General features: G+C 38.9%; 14 protein-coding genes and 3 pseudogenes. 7 read left to right on the forward strand and 10 right to left on the reverse strand.

Features of this window, described 5'->3' with window-relative positions; all coding sequences use genetic code 11:
• The first annotated feature begins 307 nt into the window (after positions 1 to 307).
• Complete coding sequence (locus BKK50_RS02750) at positions 308 to 2,236, forward strand: TonB-dependent receptor plug domain-containing protein (RefSeq protein WP_077415097.1); 1,929 nt, start codon at positions 308 to 310, stop codon at positions 2,234 to 2,236.
• Between the two features lie 49 nt (positions 2,237 to 2,285).
• Here the strand turns inward: BKK50_RS02750 and BKK50_RS02755 are convergent, their stop codons facing one another.
• A complete protein-coding gene (locus tag BKK50_RS02755) occupies positions 2,286 to 3,386 on the reverse strand; it encodes a cupin domain-containing carboxymuconolactone decarboxylase family protein (RefSeq protein ID WP_077415099.1) in 1,101 nt (366 codons plus the stop codon).
• An 88-nt stretch (positions 3,387 to 3,474) separates the two neighbouring features.
• Entirely contained in the window at positions 3,475 to 4,542 is a 1,068-nt protein-coding gene (locus BKK50_RS02760) for an alpha/beta hydrolase (protein ID WP_077415101.1), read from the reverse strand.
• A gap of 208 nt (positions 4,543 to 4,750) precedes the next feature.
• On the opposite strand from BKK50_RS02760, the pseudogene BKK50_RS12775 reads away from it, so the two are divergent.
• Positions 4,751 to 5,684: pseudogene (locus BKK50_RS12775) on the forward strand (ATP-binding protein); the annotation flags it as partial.
• Positions 5,685 to 5,889: 205 nt separating this feature from the next.
• Here the strand turns inward: BKK50_RS12775 and BKK50_RS02770 are convergent.
• The 3 genes and pseudogenes from BKK50_RS02770 to BKK50_RS02780 all read right to left on the reverse strand — a co-directional run bounded on the left by BKK50_RS02770 (position 5,890) and on the right by BKK50_RS02780 (position 9,564).
• Positions 5,890 to 6,624: a hypothetical protein gene (locus BKK50_RS02770; RefSeq protein WP_077415103.1), complete on the reverse strand. Its 735-nt coding sequence runs from the start codon at positions 6,622 to 6,624 to the stop codon at positions 5,890 to 5,892.
• A gap of 497 nt (positions 6,625 to 7,121) precedes the next feature.
• On the reverse strand, positions 7,122 to 8,666 hold the full coding sequence (locus BKK50_RS02775; protein ID WP_077415105.1) for a methyltransferase regulatory domain-containing protein: 1,545 nt from the start codon (positions 8,664 to 8,666) through the stop codon (positions 7,122 to 7,124).
• A gap of 55 nt (positions 8,667 to 8,721) precedes the next feature.
• Positions 8,722 to 9,564 (reverse strand): annotated as a pseudogene (locus BKK50_RS02780) (aldo/keto reductase).
• Positions 9,565 to 9,680: 116 nt separating this feature from the next.
• Here BKK50_RS02780 and BKK50_RS02785 point away from each other — a divergent pair.
• Entirely contained in the window at positions 9,681 to 10,571 is an 891-nt protein-coding gene (locus BKK50_RS02785) for a LysR family transcriptional regulator (protein ID WP_077415107.1), read from the forward strand.
• 563 nt (positions 10,572 to 11,134) lie between these two features.
• Here the strand turns inward: BKK50_RS02785 and BKK50_RS02795 are convergent.
• The 3 genes and pseudogenes from BKK50_RS02795 to BKK50_RS02805 form a co-directional block, all read right to left on the reverse strand.
• Positions 11,135 to 11,735 (reverse strand): annotated as a pseudogene (locus tag BKK50_RS02795) (IS1595 family transposase).
• Positions 11,736 to 11,966: 231 nt separating this feature from the next.
• A complete protein-coding gene (locus tag BKK50_RS02800; RefSeq protein ID WP_143529734.1) occupies positions 11,967 to 14,132 on the reverse strand; it encodes a heavy metal translocating P-type ATPase in 2,166 nt (721 codons plus the stop codon).
• A complete protein-coding gene (locus BKK50_RS02805) occupies positions 14,119 to 14,325 on the reverse strand; it encodes a heavy-metal-associated domain-containing protein (RefSeq protein WP_077415111.1) in 207 nt (68 codons plus the stop codon). The genes BKK50_RS02800 and BKK50_RS02805 overlap by 14 nt, the downstream gene beginning before the upstream one ends.
• Positions 14,326 to 14,410: 85 nt before the next feature.
• Here BKK50_RS02805 and BKK50_RS02810 point away from each other — a divergent pair, with 85 nt between their 5' ends.
• The gene (locus BKK50_RS02810; RefSeq protein ID WP_077415113.1) at positions 14,411 to 14,806 is read left to right on the forward strand and encodes a Cu(I)-responsive transcriptional regulator; all 396 of its coding nucleotides are present in this window, start codon (positions 14,411 to 14,413) and stop codon (positions 14,804 to 14,806) included.
• Here the strand turns inward: BKK50_RS02810 and metJ are convergent.
• Positions 14,803 to 15,120, reverse strand: coding sequence for a met regulon transcriptional regulator MetJ (metJ, locus tag BKK50_RS02815; protein WP_077415115.1), 318 nt, complete (start codon positions 15,118 to 15,120; stop codon positions 14,803 to 14,805). The genes BKK50_RS02810 and metJ overlap by 4 nt on opposite strands.
• Positions 15,121 to 15,223: 103 nt before the next feature.
• Positions 15,224 to 15,955 carry a GntR family transcriptional regulator gene (locus BKK50_RS02820; RefSeq protein WP_077415117.1) on the reverse strand — a complete coding sequence of 244 codons (732 nt, stop codon included), beginning with the start codon at positions 15,953 to 15,955 and terminating at the stop codon, positions 15,224 to 15,226.
• A 194-nt stretch (positions 15,956 to 16,149) separates the two neighbouring features.
• On the opposite strand from BKK50_RS02820, the gene malQ reads away from it, so the two are divergent.
• From malQ to BKK50_RS02835, 3 genes are read left to right on the forward strand one after another with little or no spacing between them, the layout of a single operon-like run.
• Positions 16,150 to 17,661: a 4-alpha-glucanotransferase gene (gene malQ / locus BKK50_RS02825; protein WP_143529735.1), complete on the forward strand. Its 1,512-nt coding sequence runs from the start codon at positions 16,150 to 16,152 to the stop codon at positions 17,659 to 17,661.
• Complete coding sequence (gene glgP, locus BKK50_RS02830; protein WP_077415118.1) at positions 17,658 to 19,925, forward strand: glycogen/starch/alpha-glucan family phosphorylase; 2,268 nt, start codon at positions 17,658 to 17,660, stop codon at positions 19,923 to 19,925. The genes malQ and glgP overlap by 4 nt, the downstream gene beginning before the upstream one ends.
• Before the next feature lie 10 nt (positions 19,926 to 19,935).
• Positions 19,936 to 20,727, forward strand: coding sequence for an endonuclease/exonuclease/phosphatase family protein (locus BKK50_RS02835; RefSeq protein ID WP_077415120.1), 792 nt, complete (start codon positions 19,936 to 19,938; stop codon positions 20,725 to 20,727).
• Positions 20,728 to 20,732 lie beyond the last annotated feature (5 nt).

Here is a 20,732-nt window from a genome sequence, read left to right on the forward strand (position 1 = left end):
ATAGTACAAGGCGTTAAAGTAGAGTAAAACGTGCGGTATTATGTAGCAAATGCACAAAACAGAAATTTTAACCAAAACGTAGGGACACACTGCGTGTGTCCGTTATAAAATCAAATTATTTCAATAGCTTAAAATTCGGACACACGCAGTGTGTCCCTACAAGATAACAAAAAACAACGTTGTGCAACTGCTGCATAATACCGGTTTTTTTATGAATGGAATTAAAACCCGGTATGAAAAATCTCGATTAGGAAAGCGAAAAAAGTTATGTCAAAATACGGCTTTATTTAACCGAAGGGACATACCAATGAAAAAAAATCTAATTACAACCGCACTTTTGCTTGGTGCTTCCACTTTTGTCTATGGGGAATCTTCTGGTACAGAACTGCCGTCCATTAATGTTTATTCCGCTTATGCGACACCCATCAATCAAGATCAAACCGCCTCATCTGTCACCGTTTTAACGGAAAAAGATTTCGCTGCTCGCAATGCGACTTATGTGAGTGATGTGTTGAAAACCGTGCCGGGTGTGGCGATAGGCGCCAACGGAGGGGTAGGCTCCCCAACAAGTTTATTTTTACGTGGTGCAGATTCCAACCAAACTGCCGTTATTATTGACGGGGTCAAAATGAATCCGGTGAATGGATATGGATTTGATTTCGGTGGGGTATCATTAAGCAATATTGAACGTATTGAGGTACTGCGTGGCGAACAATCCGCCCTTTGGGGAAGTGATGCCTTGGGTGGTGTGGTTTATATCACCACCAAAAGCGGGCTCTACAAAGAGAAACCGTTTAACATTGATTTTGATTTAGGCACCGGTTCACACCGTACCCGTGACGCCTCAGCCACTATTTCCGGTTATAACCGTGGTTTTTATTATGCGTTTCACGGAGATAGTCATCGTACAAACGGTATTTCAGCACTCAGCAACCGTCAATTTTCTTATCGTGGTAAAAACGGTGCTTCATCTCATCGCCCAGCCGCCTCTGAAAAAGATAAATTTCATCGAGATAATGTATCTGCACGCATTGGTTATGACGACAATCAAAAAGGTATTGAATTTTTAACGTCTCGCTCATCCCAAACCGTTGATTTTGATAATTTTATTGGTGATGAAATCGGGCATGCCACACGAACTCGTGAAACCCTTTATAAATTAAGCGGTTATCTTGGAAATGAAGAGGAATTGTTCAAACATAAAATTAATTTAAGCCGTATTAAAACTGATCGTGATGTCTTTTCGTCTTACTCTAGTGCCTATGATGCCAAAAGATCAGATGTCAATTATCAATTAGATATCAATTTTGATCGTGAAGGAGAGATAACACAATCGGTAAGTTTGTTGGCTGACTATAACAAATCCAACTACTTAGGAACGGAATATTCGAATAAATTAAAAATCAATGAAAAAAGTACCGCACTTGAATATCGTTTATTGAGCAAAGATGATCATAGCTTTTCAATTAGTGGACGTTATATTGATAACACTCAATATGGTAATGCGTTTACTGCAAGATTATCCGGCGCGTACCGTTTATCGCAGAATTTGCGCGCTCACGCAAGTTTAGGAACCGCAACACAAACGCCTACTTTGGTTGAATATTTCGGTTATCCCTATTATTCCATCCCAAATTTTGGTTTAAAAGCTGAAAAAAGTCGTGGGGGAGAAGTCGGTTTGTTAATGGAAACGACCGATAAAAAATACAGTCTAGATGCGACCTATTTTGCTCGAAATGTTAAAGATTTAATTGCGGATCAACCCCTTCCCGGCTCTTGTTATGCTACTTCTTGGGGACAGTCCTGTACTTATCAGTCTGTAAATATGCCCGGAACGAGTCATATTCGAGGCGTTGAACTGGTGTTTAACGGAAAATTAACCGATAAATTAAGTTCTTACGCAAACTACACTTATACTCAAGCAAAAGACAGTTCAGGTAAACAACTCATTCGCCGTCCAAAACATACGGCTAACGCAGGAATCACTTATCAAATAACGGCGCAATTAGGTTCAAGTGCAAATATCTCTTACGTTGGAAAACGCAGGGATAACAATACGTTCCGCTATCGTATGCCATCCTATACATTAGTTAATTTAGGTGTAAATTATCAGTTAACTAAAAACCTTAATATTTATACGAACCTAAATAATCTTTTCGATAAAAAATACGAAAACGTTGTTGGTTATGGTCAAGATGGTCGTAATATCTATGTTGGCTTAAGGGGTTCATTCTAAGAAAAAGTGCGGTGGAATTTGCGACCGTTTTAAATTCCACCGCTTAATGTTAACCTTTCAAAACTTGCTCTAACACCTCATTCGCCTTATCCGCAGCCATTAGATTAAGCTTACTTAACTCAGCAATGATCCGTTTTAATTCCACTTCATTTAAACCAAGATTTCTCAAAATACCTAAATGAGAACGTAGTTGGCTCTGCACCGTTTCCAGCCCGGCAAGGGTGCTGACGGTAACGATCTCACGATTAACCGCACTTAAATTATCGCGACTGAACAAATAACCGAATAAATGGGCTTTTAAGGCATAATCAATCCCCTCAAAATGCCATAAAATAGCTGAATTATCCCGTCCATTTAGGGTATTGAGCGTATGCGTACCTAAGGCATAATAGTCGGTCGGTCCCGTTTTTGCTGTTGGATTGTCTTGCTCATCACCAATACCTTTTTCAGCACGTTCTTTTAGCAAATTTTGCAAAGTCAATAACCCATTTAAAGCCCGAGGAAAGCCTGCATAGGCATATTGGTGGGCAAAAATTTCTTGTAACTCACTTACAGTCAACCCCCTTGCCAAACCTTGTTCTAACGCAGATTTGAGTGGTGCTAATTCCCCCCGAGCGGAATAAAACGCAATCGGCACAATGGCAAGTTGCTTATCGATAAGTGGGGTAGATTGGCTCATTTTTTGTAATTCGGCTTTCGGATCAGATTTCGCTAACTCCACCTTTTCTAACCAAGTTGCCTTGTTTTCTTTCGCATTTGGGCTGATCGCAATATGCGACATCTTGCTATGCTCGCCTGCACCATGCCAATGTTTCACATTCGGCGGGCACCATACCACATCGCCTTTTTTGATAATTTGAATCGGCTTGCCCCATTCTTGTGTGCGTCCTTCGCCTTCAGTCACAATAAGATATTGTCCATATGAATGACTATGCCAATCAGTCACTGTGCCGGCTTGAAATTCCACCATTGCAGAGCCGTCAGGACTATTTGGCATTTCAGGTAGTCTGGTAAAACGTGCATCCCCCGAAAAATACTCAGCGGGTACAGAAATCCATTGATGTTGCGTGTAAGGCGTAATGGTTTGCTCCGCCAAAGCAGGCAACGTGGCGAAAGCAAGTGCGGTAGAAAAAAGAAAGGTTTTTTTCATAGATCGTCTTCTCAATTTAACCCCAGTTTGGGGTGTGGGGATAATCGGACATTAAAAAACCTAGCACAGCTCGTGCTAGGTGAACAGGCTACAGATTTCTACCAAAGAAATCCGTCAATTTCTCGCTAATTTGCTTCACATATTCCGGTTTCCAGTAGGTTTCGATATGGCTTGCACCTGGAATTTTCATAAATTCTTTATTTGGTGAGCCAGCTTTTTCAAAGACTTTTTCGCTCATATACAGCGTATCCGCATTATCACCGGCAACAATCAACAATGGCGCACTAATTAGTTCAGCATGATCAGTGGCATCCCAAGTCATTAAATCTAACAGACTTCCCATTGTGTAACGTGGTGTGCTGTTAGGATGACGGTGAGTTATACCATAGTATTCAGTTCCATCTTTGTATAACCCTGCCGGCATTTTTTCTACATCGGCTTGTGTAATTTTGCTCATATCCGCATTAGCGGCATATTCAATGTTACCTTTTGCTTCTTCAGTACGTGCGGCTGCCGCTTGAGCAAGCCGTTCTTGAATAGTCGAAACTTGGCTATTGGCTAAGCCATTACGACGTACATCACCTGTATTGAAAAGACTAACTGTCGCCACAGCCTGTAATCGTTTATCGCTTTGCGCTGCGGCAAATGTATAGCCACCGCCACCACAGATACCCAAAGCACCGATACGTGTAGTATCGACCCCGGGATAAGTTTCAAGAAAATCAACCATTGCATGAATATCATTAATACGGTTAGCCGGCTTATCTGTTTGACGAGGCTCACCGCCACTCGCTCCTTGATAAGCCGCATCAGCCGCAATAGTGATATAACCTTGTTCCGCTAATTTTTGTGCATACAATCCTGCTACCTGCTCTTTCACACCACCATTTGGATGAGCAACCGTAATCGCCGGATACTTTTTAGTTGGATCAAAATTTGCCGGTGTATAGATATTCGCAGAAATTTTAATCCCTTCATTATTTACATAAGTGAGAGGATGAATGTTCACTTTGCCTTGTAGATTTTCCGTAATCGCACCGTCATAAGTTAAGGTAAACGGATTTTGTTTGTAATCAGCCGCCATGGTATTTGCTCCTAAAAAGAATGTTGAAATAAATAAACCTGAAATCAGGGTTTTCTTAAATGATTTTTTCATTTTGCTTTCCTCGTATTAATCGAATGAGGACATTATAGGTGAAAAAGATTGTGTTGATTAGATAGGGGAAATTCAATGGGGTTGTGAATGGGATTCAATAATAAAAATGAACGAAAAACCGACGACACTTTTAGCTTTTGGCTTAGATAATGATTTTTCCTTTAGAAAAATGCTAGATATTAACATTTTTTCGCCGGAAAAAATGTTAATTCAAGAAGTGCCGCAAGGCTTGTCCTCACTGAAATATTTCTACGAAAACGCACCGTACTTTTATATTGTGGCGGCTGGTTCCTTACTTGGCGTGTTGCTCCATCATCAATAGTCTTTTCCTGTGGGTAAAGTGGATTTTTTACCGCTTTACCCGATGACTTTTCACTAATTTTTGACCGCATTGAGCAAGAAAGAGCTCGTTCAATTGCTTGAAATGAAAGATTGGGCGTTGATAACGGCGATGAAATCCAGCTACATTGATTTACTACGGCAATATTATTTTGTCGGTGGAATGCCCGAAGCAGTAAAAATCTTTGTTGAAACCCAAAATGTCAATGAGGTACGCCAAGTGCAACACAATCTACTAATGGCGTATGAGCAGGATTTTTCTAAACATATTCCTGATGGGAAAACGGTGCAAAAATGCGGTCGATTTGGGCTTCAATTCCAGAACAACTTGCCAAAGAAAATAAGAAATTCATCTATGCCAATTTGCAGAAAGGGGCGAGAAGTAAGGATTATGAAATCGCACTGCAATGGCTAAAAAACAGTGGATTGGTGCATTGCGTGCCACGCATCAAAAAACCGCATTTGCCCTTGTCCACCTATCAAGATAATGCCTTTAAATTATTTGGCTTGGATGTAGGTTTGCTCGCAACACAAAGCCATTTAGATGTCACAACTTTATTAGAAAGCAACCGCATTTTCACTGAATTTAAAGGGGGTTAACGGAGCAATATGTGTTGCAATGCAAACAAACCGTAATCCCCATTGAAGTGAAAGCGGAAGAAAACCTTAAAACAAAAAGTTTGAAAGTGTATGTGGATCAGTTTCACCCCGAGCAGGCAATTCGGTTTTCAATGGCGGATTATCGGGAGCAGGATTGGATGGTGAATGTGCCGTTGTATGCGACTAATATAATTTTACTCTAGGAGCCACATAATAATGTTTTAGTTAAATAGGATGAGCTAATGAATTAACTTTATTGCGGAAAAAAACGGCGAACGTATTTATGTTCAAACTACCCTCGCCATCAATGAAGAGAAAATGTTCCGCCACTTACATGTTAAGAAATTTGCTAATTATCTAGTGCACTCCCTATCATCATTAGCTATTACCTTATTGTTTAGGTATCGATTACAAGAAATTAGCAACTATTATATCTACTACACTAATAAGTTTAATATCATTAATAAAATGAATTATATGTATAGGTTCTTTGATAACGAAGTAATAAATGGCTCCTGTGATGAATAATATAATAAAAATACCAACAAGGCTGCTTTGCTTTTTTGAAGCCTTTGAATATCTAAAGAAGGTGTATGTATAAATTAGATTTATAATCAATATAACTAGGCTTAGTAGCGATGAAATCAGGAAGTATATAGAATAAACCTTCCAATCTCTTGTCATATTCCAATACTCTGAAAAATTTTTATTTTCAGCATGTTTAATCAGGGCGTTAAATTCTTTAACAGAAAACAGCCCTTTTGAGTATAAGAAAGATATTATCCCTATAGCTAATATAAAAATAAGATTTAAGAAATCTTTTCCATCAAAGTCTCTATTTTTGTAGAGGTCGTATGCCGATTTAAAGTTTAACAATAAAAACACATGAAGCCATATAATACCATTTAAAATATAATCACCATATTTAAACAAGTAATAACTAATAGGTGCTATTATAACAATAAATAAAAAAGCAAAAATCATTTCTCCATTATCAGATTGAGTAGAAGATACTGAATTATGGTAGTGATTGTGTGTAGTATTATTACTGTTGTTTTGGTTTCCAGTTCCTATTTGAGTGACATTATTTGCATCTCCTAAAATATTAGTTTTACCTAATTGTGCTCTAATTTTATGTCCCATAAATTTTCTCCATTAGCTTAAGTTTGATTAAAAGGGGCATTCGGAAATTAGACAAAAATTTTTATAACCAATTGTTTTTGATAGAGATTTTATATCCTTTATTGCCATTATTAAATGTTATTTGTATTTCTTTAAATTCAACTCAAAATCGGCTTTAAGGATGCTATTAAACTTGCGTAATAACGTCTTATTTAATTCTAAAAATTCTCAATTCCGTTAATGTGGTTATGATCTTTAGTAAAACGCCATCTGAACTTCCAGACTGTATTAAATTATCCCCTTACTTATCCAACCCCTTATCCTTCAACCACCCCTCCAAATGCTCCACCACTTGCACATTATTGGTATCTTGCATTGGGAAGTGAGTGTTACCTTTAATACCGATTTTCGGTAGCTCAACAATTTCACCATGCTGTCGCTGATGACTTTTGCATCAAACGCCCCCAACATTTTGGGGGCTGCTCAGATCAAATACCTTTCCCTTATTTTTCCTTTGCTTAGAGAATGGCTAAGCATTTTAAATACAGAAGTTGTTCTTCAACAAACGCCTTGTGAAGATCTTTCATCATAGCTTTGCCTTCGTTGTCATCATGTAGGGTTCTCCCCTCTTTCGACATAAATAATCCATTAGTCTTTAACAGTTCCCAAGCAAAATCCACTTGTTTATTTTTCGCAACGCCTTCAATATGCGCCAGTAAGAACCAGCGTTGTACAAGATCAAAATGATACGCACCGCCGGTAATCGGGCTGACAAGATAATTAATACTGAATACAGAAGAACGGGATTGTTCCAGTATATAGCGATTAAAGGCGGCACAACGAGGGCGGGCTTGTTCAATAGCTTGTTCCGATTGAACAACTGCTAAATTATTTTTCCCTGCAAGAATTGCCAACACATTGAAAATATCGATTTCATTAAAGCGATCTTTTAAAGTTTCAACAATGTCTTTCACAGAATGAATTTTGTGATCTTGCAAAATATCGAGTACAGGATTAAATAACGCCTCATTTAACCCGACATTTAAATGGCTTGAGGCTTTCATTTCAATTTTCAAACGAGGGGTATGCAACAGGACACGTAGCTTTTTCCACGCTTCACTTTTCTCATAAGGGGTTAAATGACGTGCACCTTTTACCCAAAAATCCTTACGGAACTGCTTATTCAAGATGAAATCTTTCACTGTTTGCGCAAAGGATGGATTGCTAAAACTTGCCATTAATTCACGCTGTTCTTGGTTGTATAGGGTTTCATTGAAATCGTCTAAATAATTACTGGAACAAGCAAAGGTTAACTTGGCTGATTCCAACCATTTTTGCATATCGGCAAAATACATTGGTTGCCAATCTTTGCTCAGATATTCATGAGCAACATAGTTGAGATCTCTATCCTTCAAATTTTGGAGACGAGGTAAGAGCTGCGGTGCGCTTTGAGTGAGCGATGCACTCTGTGCAAAAACTTTCTCGACAAATTCTACACTATCTCTGATATTTTGTTGGTGGCTATTCGCCGTAGAGGTCATCGTGTTATGGTGCTCACGCAATAAATGACGCAATGGTGAAGGGGCAGACCAGCCCGGTAAGGTGTTATAACTGATATATAATACCCCGCCCACTTTTAATTTACGGTGAATAAAATCCACCAAAATAGTTCGATTTTCATCGGAAATCCAAGACCAAATGCCGTGTAAACCAATAAAATCAAATTCCGGCAAATCATCACGTTGACAAAATTCATTAAAGCTTTGGTCCGCAATCAATGCGCCATTATTGGCGATATGAGAAAGGTGGCGGGCAAAATTGGCGTGAGAAGGATTAAAATCTGTGGCATACCATTTTGCATAACTGGCGGTTGCGTGCGCATTGAGTGATACCCCTTGCCCAAAACCAAGCTCACAAGCGTTATATTGCGCAGTGAGGATCGATTCGGGTGGTGCGAGCCCAGCCATTAAAAAAGGGATAACCGCATTATTCGGGTTGAGCTCCGAATAATAACCAAACGTATAATTTATATCGCTAACATAGCCTTCCGACCAACTAGACATAAGTTTTCCTCATCAGTGTTAATATGTGAATCATCATTTATCAACATTAATCGTCTTACCCGCGATGTTCTGCCAACCATTGAACCATTTTCGGATCACGGTGATTGAAGATGATCTCATCACGATTGAGTGTCGCAATTTGCGATAAATCCTGCTCATCAAGGGTGAAATCAAAAATATCACGGTTTTCAACCATCCGCTCAATTTTAACGGATTTAGGAATAATTGCTACTCCCCGTTGATTGAGCCAACGCAATACCACCTGCGCCACCGATTTACCATGTTTTTGTGCGATACCGGTTAAAATCGGGTTGCTGAAAATCTCAAATTTTCCTTCGGCAAGCGGGCCTCAAGCTTGCTGTACGACACCCCATTCCTGATGGAAAACGATTTCCTCTTCACGTTGATAGAATGGGTGAGTTTCAATTTGATTGACCGCAGGTACAACCTCATGGCAAGTAATCAAATCCATTAAACGATCCATATGGAAATTACTCACACCAATAGCGCGGGCTTTGCCTGCTTTATAGAGATCTTCCATCGCACGCCATTGTTCATGCACATCACCGAAAGGTTGGTGCATTAAATAGAGATCCACATAGTCTAAACCCAAACGATTTAACGAGTCTTCAAGGGCTTTCTTGGTGTTTTCATAACCGTTTTCACGCTGAATCCAAAGTTTTGTTGTAACAAAAATCTCTTCACGAGGAATGCCGCTCGCTTTAATGGCACGCCCTACTCCTGCCTCATTGCCATAAACGGCGGCCGTATCAAGCAAACGGTAACCGGTTTTTAATGCGGCTAATACAGCTTTTTCGGTTTCTTCATCGCTCACTTGGAAAACACCAAAGCCGACCATTGGCATTTCAATACCATTATTTAATTTAACTGATGTCATTTTTTACTCCTATTTGCGTTGAATGGGCGCATTATAATGAGAAAAGATTGCTTTGATTAGTAGGAAATTTTTTGATAGCCTCTTGAATGAAATTCAACAATCAATGGGGAAGTAAGATGATTGAAAATATGAATGAATTACGCAGTTTTATCGTTGTCGCACAAACAGGCAGCTTTACCAAAGCTGCAGCACGCCTAGGGGTCTCCACCTCAGCCCTAAGCCATGCGATGCGTAAATTGGAAGAACAGCTAAAAATCAAACTGTTTAACCGCACCACCCGAAGTGTCGCTACCACAGAAGCAGGTGAACAACTTTTCAAAAAACTCTTTCCTTTGTTTGAAAGCATCGAAGACAATGTGAATGCATTAAGCACATTTCGTGATACCTTAAATGGCACATTAAGAATTAATGGTGCAGATCACTCATTTTTATACGCTATTTGGGATAAATTATTAGCATTTATGCAAAAATATCCCGAGGTGAAATTAGAACTCACCAGCGATATGAAATTTGCAGATATTGTTGCCGGCCGCTTTGATGCAGGTATTCGTTTGGGTAAAGAAGTGGATCAAGATATGATCGCCGTACGCATTTCTGAAGATATGCAAATGGCACTGGTGGCAACCCCACAATATTTAGAGAAACACGGCACGCCGAAAAGCATTAACGATTTAACCAAACACCAATGTTTGTGTGTCAGAATGCCAACCTCTGAAGGATTGTTTGTATGGGAATTTCGCTCCCCTAAAACAAAAGAGTTAATTAAATTTACCCCATCAGGCCGATTAATTGTGAATAACAATTTTTTAGTCAAAAAAGCCTGCCTCTCCCATTTAGGGCTAGCCTTAATCCCAAAAGATAGAGTGGCCGAAGAATTAAAAACGGGTGAAGTGGTGGAAATATTATCCAACCACGCCATCCACTATGAGGGATATCATCTTTATTACCCAAACCGCCGTCAAAATTCCCCCTTATTTAAAGCATTGGTGGAAGAATTAAGGGTTTAAAAAAAGTATAGTAGACAAAATGGTTGACCTTTTTTGTTTCCCCTATGCCCTAATAGAGAAAGTGGTTGATCGTAAATTTACGATCAACTCTTTTTATTTAAAAAATCTTTAATAAATAATATCTTATGATATTTAGTTAAACCCTGATGTACTAATAATTTCTGCTTAAGTTCTCCAAATAGTCCCTCTAATCGATTATTGTCCTTTAAAGCGAAAACTACGTCAAATAGGTTTTAATTTGAATCATAAAACAGTGCTGAAATAAATGCGTGAATTAGATATTCATTCGATTTCACCCAGGAAAATATATGGAAAATAATGAGAAAATATCGATTATTGTAACTAACGTGCTAAATTGCGATTTTATGATCACTGTATTCAATCAAAAATGGGTAACGGATGGGACAGAATTTGAACGAACAGAAGGGAGACTTTATTTATTGCCTATGACTTTGCGATCTTGATAAGTGGTTTAAGACATTTAATAGCTTGAAAATAGGATTTATGAATGCATTTTGTATTATTACGATAAATGTATTTAATTAAGTGACTGTCCTAGATAATTAACTTAAGATGCCCTTAACTAATTGTTTTAAAATGGAAATTTTAGATTTCAAGTTACTGTGATTAAAACGCCATTCACATTCCTTCAATTCAAAATGAACTTTGGGAATGCTGTTAAACTTGCATAAATGACGCTTAACTTGGTTCCAAAAATTCTCAATTCAGTTGATATGGTTTTGTTTTTCTGCAAAGTGAGTGCTTTGGTTGATAAGAAAACGATTAAACTCACTCACATCAAGCACATCATAACTTCGGTAGAAATCGGTGTAAACGATACTGTCGGGCTTCAACTTTTCTCTAATAATCGGTAAAAGTGTTGCTGATGGCGTATTCGGAACAACAACGGTATACACCTTACCGTCACGTTTTAAAAGCCCGAACAAAGCGGTTTTACCAGTAGCACCATCCTCGTTTACCTTTGCGGGGTTCGCCAAAATAGCTTTCATCGGCTTCAATTTCACCTTCAAACATCTCTATATATGAGCTATTTTGATAGATAAGCAACCGTAGATGATGGAAGTAATAGACCGTGATCGTTTTGTTCACATTTACTAACTCAGCGGTTATTCAGGTAGTGACACCTGCTACAAACAGCTCGATGAGTTTATTTTATTTATGCTGACTTAGACGGCTTTTTCTTATTTGGTTATCTTAACTTAAATAGAGCTTTTAGTTGTTATCTAGGACAACCCCTTTAAAGCTAAAATGGGTAAATTTTGTGGTGCTACAACTCTAATACTTTTAGGGGAGAATCAACCTTGCACGGTTCGTGCAAGGTCAAAATTTGTTTGCATGGTTACCACATAATAGCGGTGTTTTGTGGACGTTTGTTTAGTATTTTAAATGTTTTAATCTTAAGGCATTCGTCAAGACAGAAATGGAACTTAATGCCATCGCTGCACCTGCAATAACGGGATTTAGATAGCCCAATGCCGCAAGGGGAATACCCAGCACATTATAAACTGAGGCAAAAAAGAGATTTTGCTTGATGTTTTTTAATGTTGCTCGGGCGATAAGGATACCGTCTGCAAGTTGATTGACGGAGTGTCGCATAAGGGTGGCAGATGCCGTTTGGAGTGCCACATCAGATCCGGATTTCATCGCAAAACTCACATCTGCCATTGCAAGCGCTGCGGCATCATTAATGCCATCGCCGACCATCGCAACGATTTTTCCTTGCTGTTGCAAGGTTTGAATTTGAGTAGCCTTATCACGAGGACTGAGTTTCCCCCATGCTTGTGTGATGCCTAATTGTTGCGCCACGTAATCAACGACAGATTGGCGATCACCGCTCATAATCATCACCTCAATCTGATGCTGTTTTAAACGTTCAATCGCTATTTTACTTTCTTCGCATAATGTATCCGTTAGAGCAAATGCACCGGCAATGTTACCATTCACGGAAACCGCCACAATACTGGCAATCTGCCAGACCTGATCAAGCATTACGGGAACATTAAATCCGCAAAACTCAGGTGAGCCAACTTTCACTTCGCCAATTCCTTCGAGCGTAGCGGAAATTCCTGCGCCAATTTCTGTATTTACTGAAAGTGCGGTCGAAATGGTGAGATTTTTTTCCAATGCTTCACGGACAATGGCTTTGGCAAGGGGATGGGTGGCATATTGCTCTACGGTTGCGCTTATTTGATATAAATCCTCTTTAGAAATGACCGCACTTTCAGGCTGCCATACTGCGGCGATTTTTAACTCCCCGGTTGTTAGCGTTCCGGTTTTGTCCAATACAACCGTATCAATGTGCGCTGCTTGCTCCATCGCTGCGGCATCCTTAAACCAAATGCCACGATTTACGGCTTTCCCCATCCCTGCCATAATCGCTGCCGGAGTGGCAAGTCCCAATGCACAGGGGCAGGCTATAACCAATACGGCAACGGAATGAATAATAGCGGTTTTAATTTCTGCACTTATCCACCAAGTTAGTACGAATGTGAATAGCGCAATAGCCAATACCACCGGAACAAAAATACCTGCGACTTTGTCGGCAAAGCGGGCAATGGGGGCTTTTGTTCCTTGTGCCTCAGAAAGTGCTTTCATCATATCGCCAAGTAATGTTTGTGCGCCAAGTTGATTGGCTCGATAGGTTAGACTGCCTTCGGTGACTATTGCTCCGGCAAGTACTGCACTTCCCGCCTGTTTCATTTCCGGCAAAGATTCACCGGTTAAATGGCTTTCATCGCACCAACCTTTCCTCTGTTCCACCACGCCATCGGCAGCAATACGTTCACCTTGATTTGCACGCAGCAGATCGCCAACTTTGATTTGATTAATCGGTACATTCTGCCAAGTTTCGTCACGGAAAATTTCCACTTTTTTAGGCGTAAGTCGCAGTAATAATTCCAGACTATTGAGGCTGTGCTTTTTAGTTCGTTCTTCTAAAAATTTCCCCAGACTCACAAACCCAATCACCATTACTGCTGCTTCAAAGTAGATATGGTGTAAGGCATTATGTCCTTGTGAGGTATGATAAAACAGCATATAAGCGGAATAGAAATAAATCGTGAGTGTGCCACTACTCACTAGTACATCCATATTGGCTAAACCGCCTCGAATACTCCCTATCGCTGCACGATAAAATGGGATGGACAAACCAAATTGCACAATGGTCGCTAACACAAATTGCCAGATAGGTGGCAACATCAAGTTGTGATTACCCATAAGCATACCAACCATACCGATTAAAAATGGAATATTAATCAGCAATAACAACCAAAGTCGCCAGTGGGATTTTTTTTCGTCTTTTTGAACAGGCAGCGTATCGTTTTTCAAAATGCCTTTAAACCCTGTTTTTTGAATAATCTCAAGAATATTGGCTTCATTTGCTTGTGTCGGGTCAAATACTACTTTTGCTTCTTCCACAGCAAAATTGACACTCGCCTCTTTGACAAAGGCTTTTTTATTCAGCACTTTTTCAATTCGATTAGCACAAGATTGGCAAGTCATTCCCTCAATTTGAAGGGTAATTTTTTTACTCTGTTGCATCAAAACCCGCATCCTCAATGGCATCAATTAATTGCGCAATGGTAATTTTGTTTTCATCAAATTGAATATCGGCATATCCCTCAAGCACAACATTCACCTGTTCTACACCTTCTAATTCTTCCAATACTCGGGTAACACTTTTTACACAGCCGCCACAATGCATTCCTGTTACGGTTAAACGAACGTTTTTCATAATTTTCTCCTGTTTATGGTTGAAGGACTGATGAATCGTGGCATACTATAAACCTTAACTTAAGGTGAAGGTCAAGGGCTTTTTTATGAACATTAGCCAAGCGGCAAAACTGAGCGGACTCAGCACAAAGCAAATTCGAGATTATGAAAAGTTGGGCTTACTCAAACCGGCACAACGTAGTTTTTCCGGTTATCGCCATTATGAAGAAAAAGATATTGAACGGTTACATTTTATTCGTCATTCACGTGATGTCGGTTTTTCCCTACAACAAATCAAGCAGTTAATTGCGTTGCAGGATAATCCGAATCGCAATAGCCGAGAGGTTAAAATATTAACTGCACAGCACATCAACACATTAAAACAACAAATTAAACAATTGGAGAAAATGGTGGAAGAATTACAACGATGGCACGATACTTGCCAAGGTAATGATTGCCCAGAATGTACCATTTTGGCGGGATTAAATAACGAGAAAAATTAATAATCCCAAGTTTCCGGAACAATCCCCAAGCTACGCATAATTTCTTTTGCATCTTCCGGGATTTCATCATGACGATCTTTCATTAAATCGGTGTCTGTCGGAAGAGGTTGACCGGTAAAGGCGTGAAGAAATGCCTCACAAAGCAATTCACTATTTGTGGCGTGACGCAAGTTTTTTAATTGGCGGCGGGTGCGTTCATTCGTCAAAATTTCTAATACTTTAATCGGAATCGATACGGTAATTTTCTTTACCTGTTCACTTTTTTTTCCATGTTCCGCATAAGGGCTGATATATTTTCCATCCCAATCTGCCATAACGCACCTTTTAATCAAAACCAAATAAACGGGATTATTCTAAATAAAAAACCAACAAATGACAATCTAGACGGCTAAACGACCGCACTTTTTCAGCATTTAATCAATTTGTTGATGAATGCTTTATTTCTCGTGTCGCTGTTGATGCAAAGGTAATTTTATCAGGACGATAACTAATACTGCCATATTGAAATGGACGACCATCGGCGAGATAAGTTGTGCTGGTGACACTCACGATCATATTGTATTCTCCTAGATCCAGCGTATTTTCCTCTTCTTCATTGGCATAACGGAACACAATTTCCCGTTGTGAGTGACTGATTTTTAAGCCTAGTTCACTTTCTAAATAGTGATAAATAGATTGTTCTGCAATATCGCGGTTAATGAAAGGAACAATGCGGCGATCAAAATAAGACACCTCATACTCCACACGCTCTCCATCGATCTCACGTGTTCGCCCGATACGGTAGAAATCAATTTGCTCATTGACATTAAAGATATGCATTAATTCTTCCTCACCTTGTACAATATATAAGCTACTCAGTGTAGTTTTAACTTGGTGAGATGACGAATGGTTTAATTCACTTACTGTTTTAATTTCTGAAAGTATTTGCGGTTTTGGCAAATGACGTTCCAAAACGATTGAGTTTCTACCCTGTTGTTTTTGGATATAGCCGTTTATTTCGAGCAGTGAAAGGGCTTTTCGGATCGTATCTTTTGAAAAACCATAATGTTGCATTAATTCACTTTCACTTGGTAATTCTTGTTTGGCAACTAACGTACCATTGCTGATTTTTGCTTTTATATCGTGATAAACTTTTTTATATTTGCTCATATTTTACTCCGTCTGCCTATCTTCGATTCCTTTCTCTTCTTTCATAGGATAGCATAAAAAAGCCAAGTTATACGTATAAATCTTGATTAAAATCATATTTTTCCGTTAATGATAAAACTTTTACGTAAAAGATATTGCATAAAGGTGGATTTTAGTTAAAATTGGCGACAACATTTACTCCTAGAGGAAATATTATGTTTACTCGTTCAAGCGGTGTTTTAATGCACATCACTTCACTCCCAAATTCATTCGGTATCGGTAGTTTTGGTCAATCTGCTTATCATTTTGTGGATTTTTTGGTTGAAACAAAGCAAACCTATTGGCAAATTCTGCCATTAACCACAACAAGTTATGGTGATTCACCTTACCAATCTTTTTCTGCTGTTGCCGGCAATACCCACTTAATCGACCTTGATTTATTGGCACAAATGGGGCTTTTGCAAGAGGCAGATTATCGCACCATCAATTTTGGTGATGACCCGACTCAAGTGGATTATGAGCGCATTTTCTACGCAAGACGCCCGATTTTAGAAATAGCAGTGAAAAATTTTGTCGCCAATGAGGCGTTGCGCCCTGACTTTGAAAACTTTGCAGAAAACAACCGCACTTGGTTGACGGATTATGCGGAATTTATGGCAATTAAAGAACATTTTGGTAATCAAGCACTGCAAAAATGGGAAGACAAACAAGCCATTGCCCGTGTGCCGGAGGCGCTGGAAAAATACCGAGCAATGTTGGCAGCGCAAATTCAGTATTTCAAAGTAACCCAATACTTTTTCTTCCAGCAATGGCAGGCACTGAAAAATTATGCCAACCAAAAAGGCATTAAAATTATCGGTGATATGCCGATTTATGTCTCCGCTGATAGTGTGGAAGTGTGGACAAAACCGGAACTCTTCCAATTAGATGCAGAACGTAATCCACTATTTGTGGCAGGTGTTCCAGCCGATCAATTCAGTGCGACCGGTCAACTTTGGGGCAATCCGCTTTATGATTGGAACGAACATAAAAGACAAGGCTATGCTTGGTGGATTTATCGTATTGCGGAAAGTTTTAAAATCTACGATGTACTTCGTATCGACCATTTCAAAGGTTTTTCAGATTACTGGCAAGTGGATGGCAAGGCAGACATTGCCAAGTACGGTAGCTGGCAGCCGGGTCCCGGTTACGAATTATTTGAGACCGTAAAACAACAATTAGGTGACTTACCGATTATCGCTGAAGATCTCGGTAATATTGATGATAAAGCCAAAAAACTGTTAGCGGACTGTGGCTATCCCGGTATGAAAATTTTACAATTCGGTTTTGAAGATACTACCGGGGAAAGTTTTGATAACCCACATCATTGCATCCCTCATTGCATTGCCTACACAGGTACCCACGACAATGATGTGATTAATGGTTGGTATGTCAATTTGACCCCGGAACAGCAACAATATGTCAATGATTATACGCATCGTAGCGCAGATGAATCTGTTTGTCAGGCAGTGATTCGTCAATTATTTGCCACGGTCAGTAATACGGCAATTGCAACCATGCAAGATATTTTAGACTTGCCGACCCGTTCAAGAATGAATATTCCTTCTACCATTGGTGGAAATTGGCAATGGAGGATGCAAGAAAACGATCTCACACAAGACAAAAAAGATTTCTTAACAAAAATAACCGCACTTTATCAAAGAGCGAATGAAGGAAAAAAACAATGATAAAATTTAGTACTTTTGTGCAAACAGCAACCAACAAAACCCTTGCAGAATTAAACGATCAAGACGTTTATGTGCAGTTATTAAACTATGTAAAAAGAATTTCTGCCGATAAACCTAAAAATACGGGTAAACGTAAGGTTTATTATATTTCTGCTGAATTTTTAATTGGTAAATTGTTATCTAACAATCTCATTAACCTTGGCGTGTATCAAGAGATTAAAGAGGAATTGGCTCTTGCAGGAAAATCATTAAGCCATATTGAAGATATTGAGCCTGAACCTTCTTTAGGAAATGGCGGCTTAGGACGTTTAGCCTCTTGCTTTATTGATTCAATGGCAACACTTGGTTTAAATGCGGAAGGTGTAGGATTAAATTACCATTGCGGCTTATTTAAACAAGTCTTTAAGCACAATGAACAAAAAACCGAACCGAGTTATTGGATCGAAAATGATTCTTGGTTAGTACCGACAAAAATTAGTTATGACATACCATTTAAAGCCTTTACTTTAACATCAAAATTAGATCGTATTGATATTTTAGGCTATAAAAAATCCACGAAAAACTACCTCAACTTATTTGATATTAAATCAGTGAATTATCACTTAATTAAAGAGGGAATTGAATTCGATAAAACCAATATTGAAGAAAATTTAACGTTATTCCTTTATCCGGATGATTCTGATAAAAATGGTGAGCTATTACGTATTTATCAACAATACTTTATGGTCTCCAATGCAGCCCAATTATTAATTGATGAAGCCCTTGAGCGTGGTAGCAATTTACACGATTTGGCAGATTATGCCTATGTACAAATTAATGATACCCACCCTTCAATGGTGATTCCTGAATTAATCCGTCTACTCACGGAAAAACATCATATTGAATTTACCGAAGCCGTGGGAATTGTACGCAATATGGTAGGTTACACCAACCATACCATTCTTGCCGAAGCGCTTGAAAAATGGCCGCTTAGTTATTTAGAGGAAGTCGTTCCACACTTAGTTGTCATTATCAGAAAATTAGACGAGTTGGTGCGTGCTGAATATACAGATCCTGCTGTGCAAATTATTGATGAACATCAGCGTGTTCATATGGCACATATGGATATCCATTTTTCAAACTCGGTAAATGGGGTTGCAGCATTACATACTGACATTTTAAAAAATGCGGAACTCAAAGCATTTTATGCCCTTTATCCGGAGAAATTTAATAATAAAACCAATGGGATCACGTTCCGCCGTTGGTTAGAGTTTTCCAACCAAGAATTGGCGGCCTATCTCAAACAACTCATTGGGGATGGTTATCTGCAAGACGCCACACAGTTAGAAAAATTACTTGCTTTTGCCGATGATAAACAAGTCCATCAAAAACTGGCTGAAATTAAGTTTAAGAATAAGTTAGCCTTAAAAACCTATCTTAAAGAAAACAAAGGTATTGAATTAGACGAAAATTCTATTATTGATACGCAAATTAAACGTTTCCACGAATACAAACGTCAGCAAATGAATGCGCTTTATGTGATTCATAAATATCTTGAAATCAAAGCAGGTAAATTACCTCAGCGTAAAATTACGGTGATTTTTGGCGGTAAAGCGGCACCGGCTTATGTGATTGCGCAAGATATTATTCATTTAATTCTTTGTTTATCGGAATTAATCAATAACGATCCGGAAGTCAACAAATATTTAAATGTTTATCTAGTGGAAAACTATAATGTGAGTGTGGCTGAAAAACTCATTCCGGCAACGGATATTTCAGAGCAAATCTCCCTTGCCTCAAAAGAAGCCTCCGGCACAGGTAATATGAAGTTTATGCTTAATGGAGCATTAACGCTGGGAACCATGGACGGTGCAAATGTTGAAATTGCTGAGCTTGCGGGCGCAGAGAATATTTACACCTTTGGTAAAGATTCACAAAGTATTATTAAACTTTATGAAACAGCAGGCTACGTTTCAAAAGATTACTACACCAATGATGAGCATATTAAACGTGCTGTCGATTTTATTGTAAATCCGGCATTAGTAAAACTCGGTAATTCGGTACGTTTGGAACGCCTCTATAATGAATTATTGAACAAAGACTGGTTTATGACCTTGATTGACTTCAACGCTTATGTGAAAGCGAAAGAGCAAATCTTAGCGGATTATGAAGATCAAGACAGTTGGAATAAAAAAGTTATTCAAAATATCGCAAAAGCAGGCTTCTTCTCCTCAGACCGAACAATTGCGCAATATAACGCTGATATTTGGCATTGTGAGGGCTAAGGGAGGGGCAATGAAATTACTTACCCTAAATGTCCATGCTTGGTTAGAAGATAACCAAGCAGAAAAAATCGAAATTCTTGCTCAAACAATAGTGGAAAAGGGTTACGATGTGGTTGCGTTGCAGGAAGTAAATCAACTTATGGTAGCTCCAACCGTTGCTCAAACCTTAAAGCAGGATAATTATGGCGTAATATTATTACGCCAAATTAACCAACAAGTTGAGCAAAAATATTCGTTATTTTGGAGTAATTCCCATATTGGCTATGATAAATATGATGAAGGTATTGCATTTTTAACCCGCTTACCTGTTTATGAAGTTGATCCTTTTTATTGTAGCCAACATCAACGCCTTGATTCCATTCTTTCACGTAAAATACTGGGATTAACCGTAGAATACCAAAATCAATTTATTGATTGTTATTCCTGCCATATTAATTTGCCTGATTGCGAAGGTGAAAATCAACTCGATAATATTCAAAATATCGTCGAACGTAGCCGCAGTGGGAATCTAAAAATCCTCATGGGGGATTTCAATACCGATGCAATCAGCAATCAGCAGGCTTATCAGCAAATTAAATCACTAGGTTTACTTGATAGCTACGAACTTGCCGAACAAAAAGATTCGGGCATTACGGTAGAGAAAGCCATTGATGGTTGGCGTGGTCATAGCGAAGAAAAGCGTTTGGATTATATTTTTTTAAATCAAGCAAAAAGGGTGTTATCCAGTCAGGTGATTTTTAACGGCAAAAATAAACCTGTGGTTTCCGACCATTTTGGCTTGGAAGTGGATGTCATATTGTAGGAGAA

It is taken from the genome of Rodentibacter rarus, assembly GCF_001998965.1.
GTDB classification, from domain to species: domain Bacteria; phylum Pseudomonadota; class Gammaproteobacteria; order Enterobacterales; family Pasteurellaceae; genus Rodentibacter; species Rodentibacter rarus.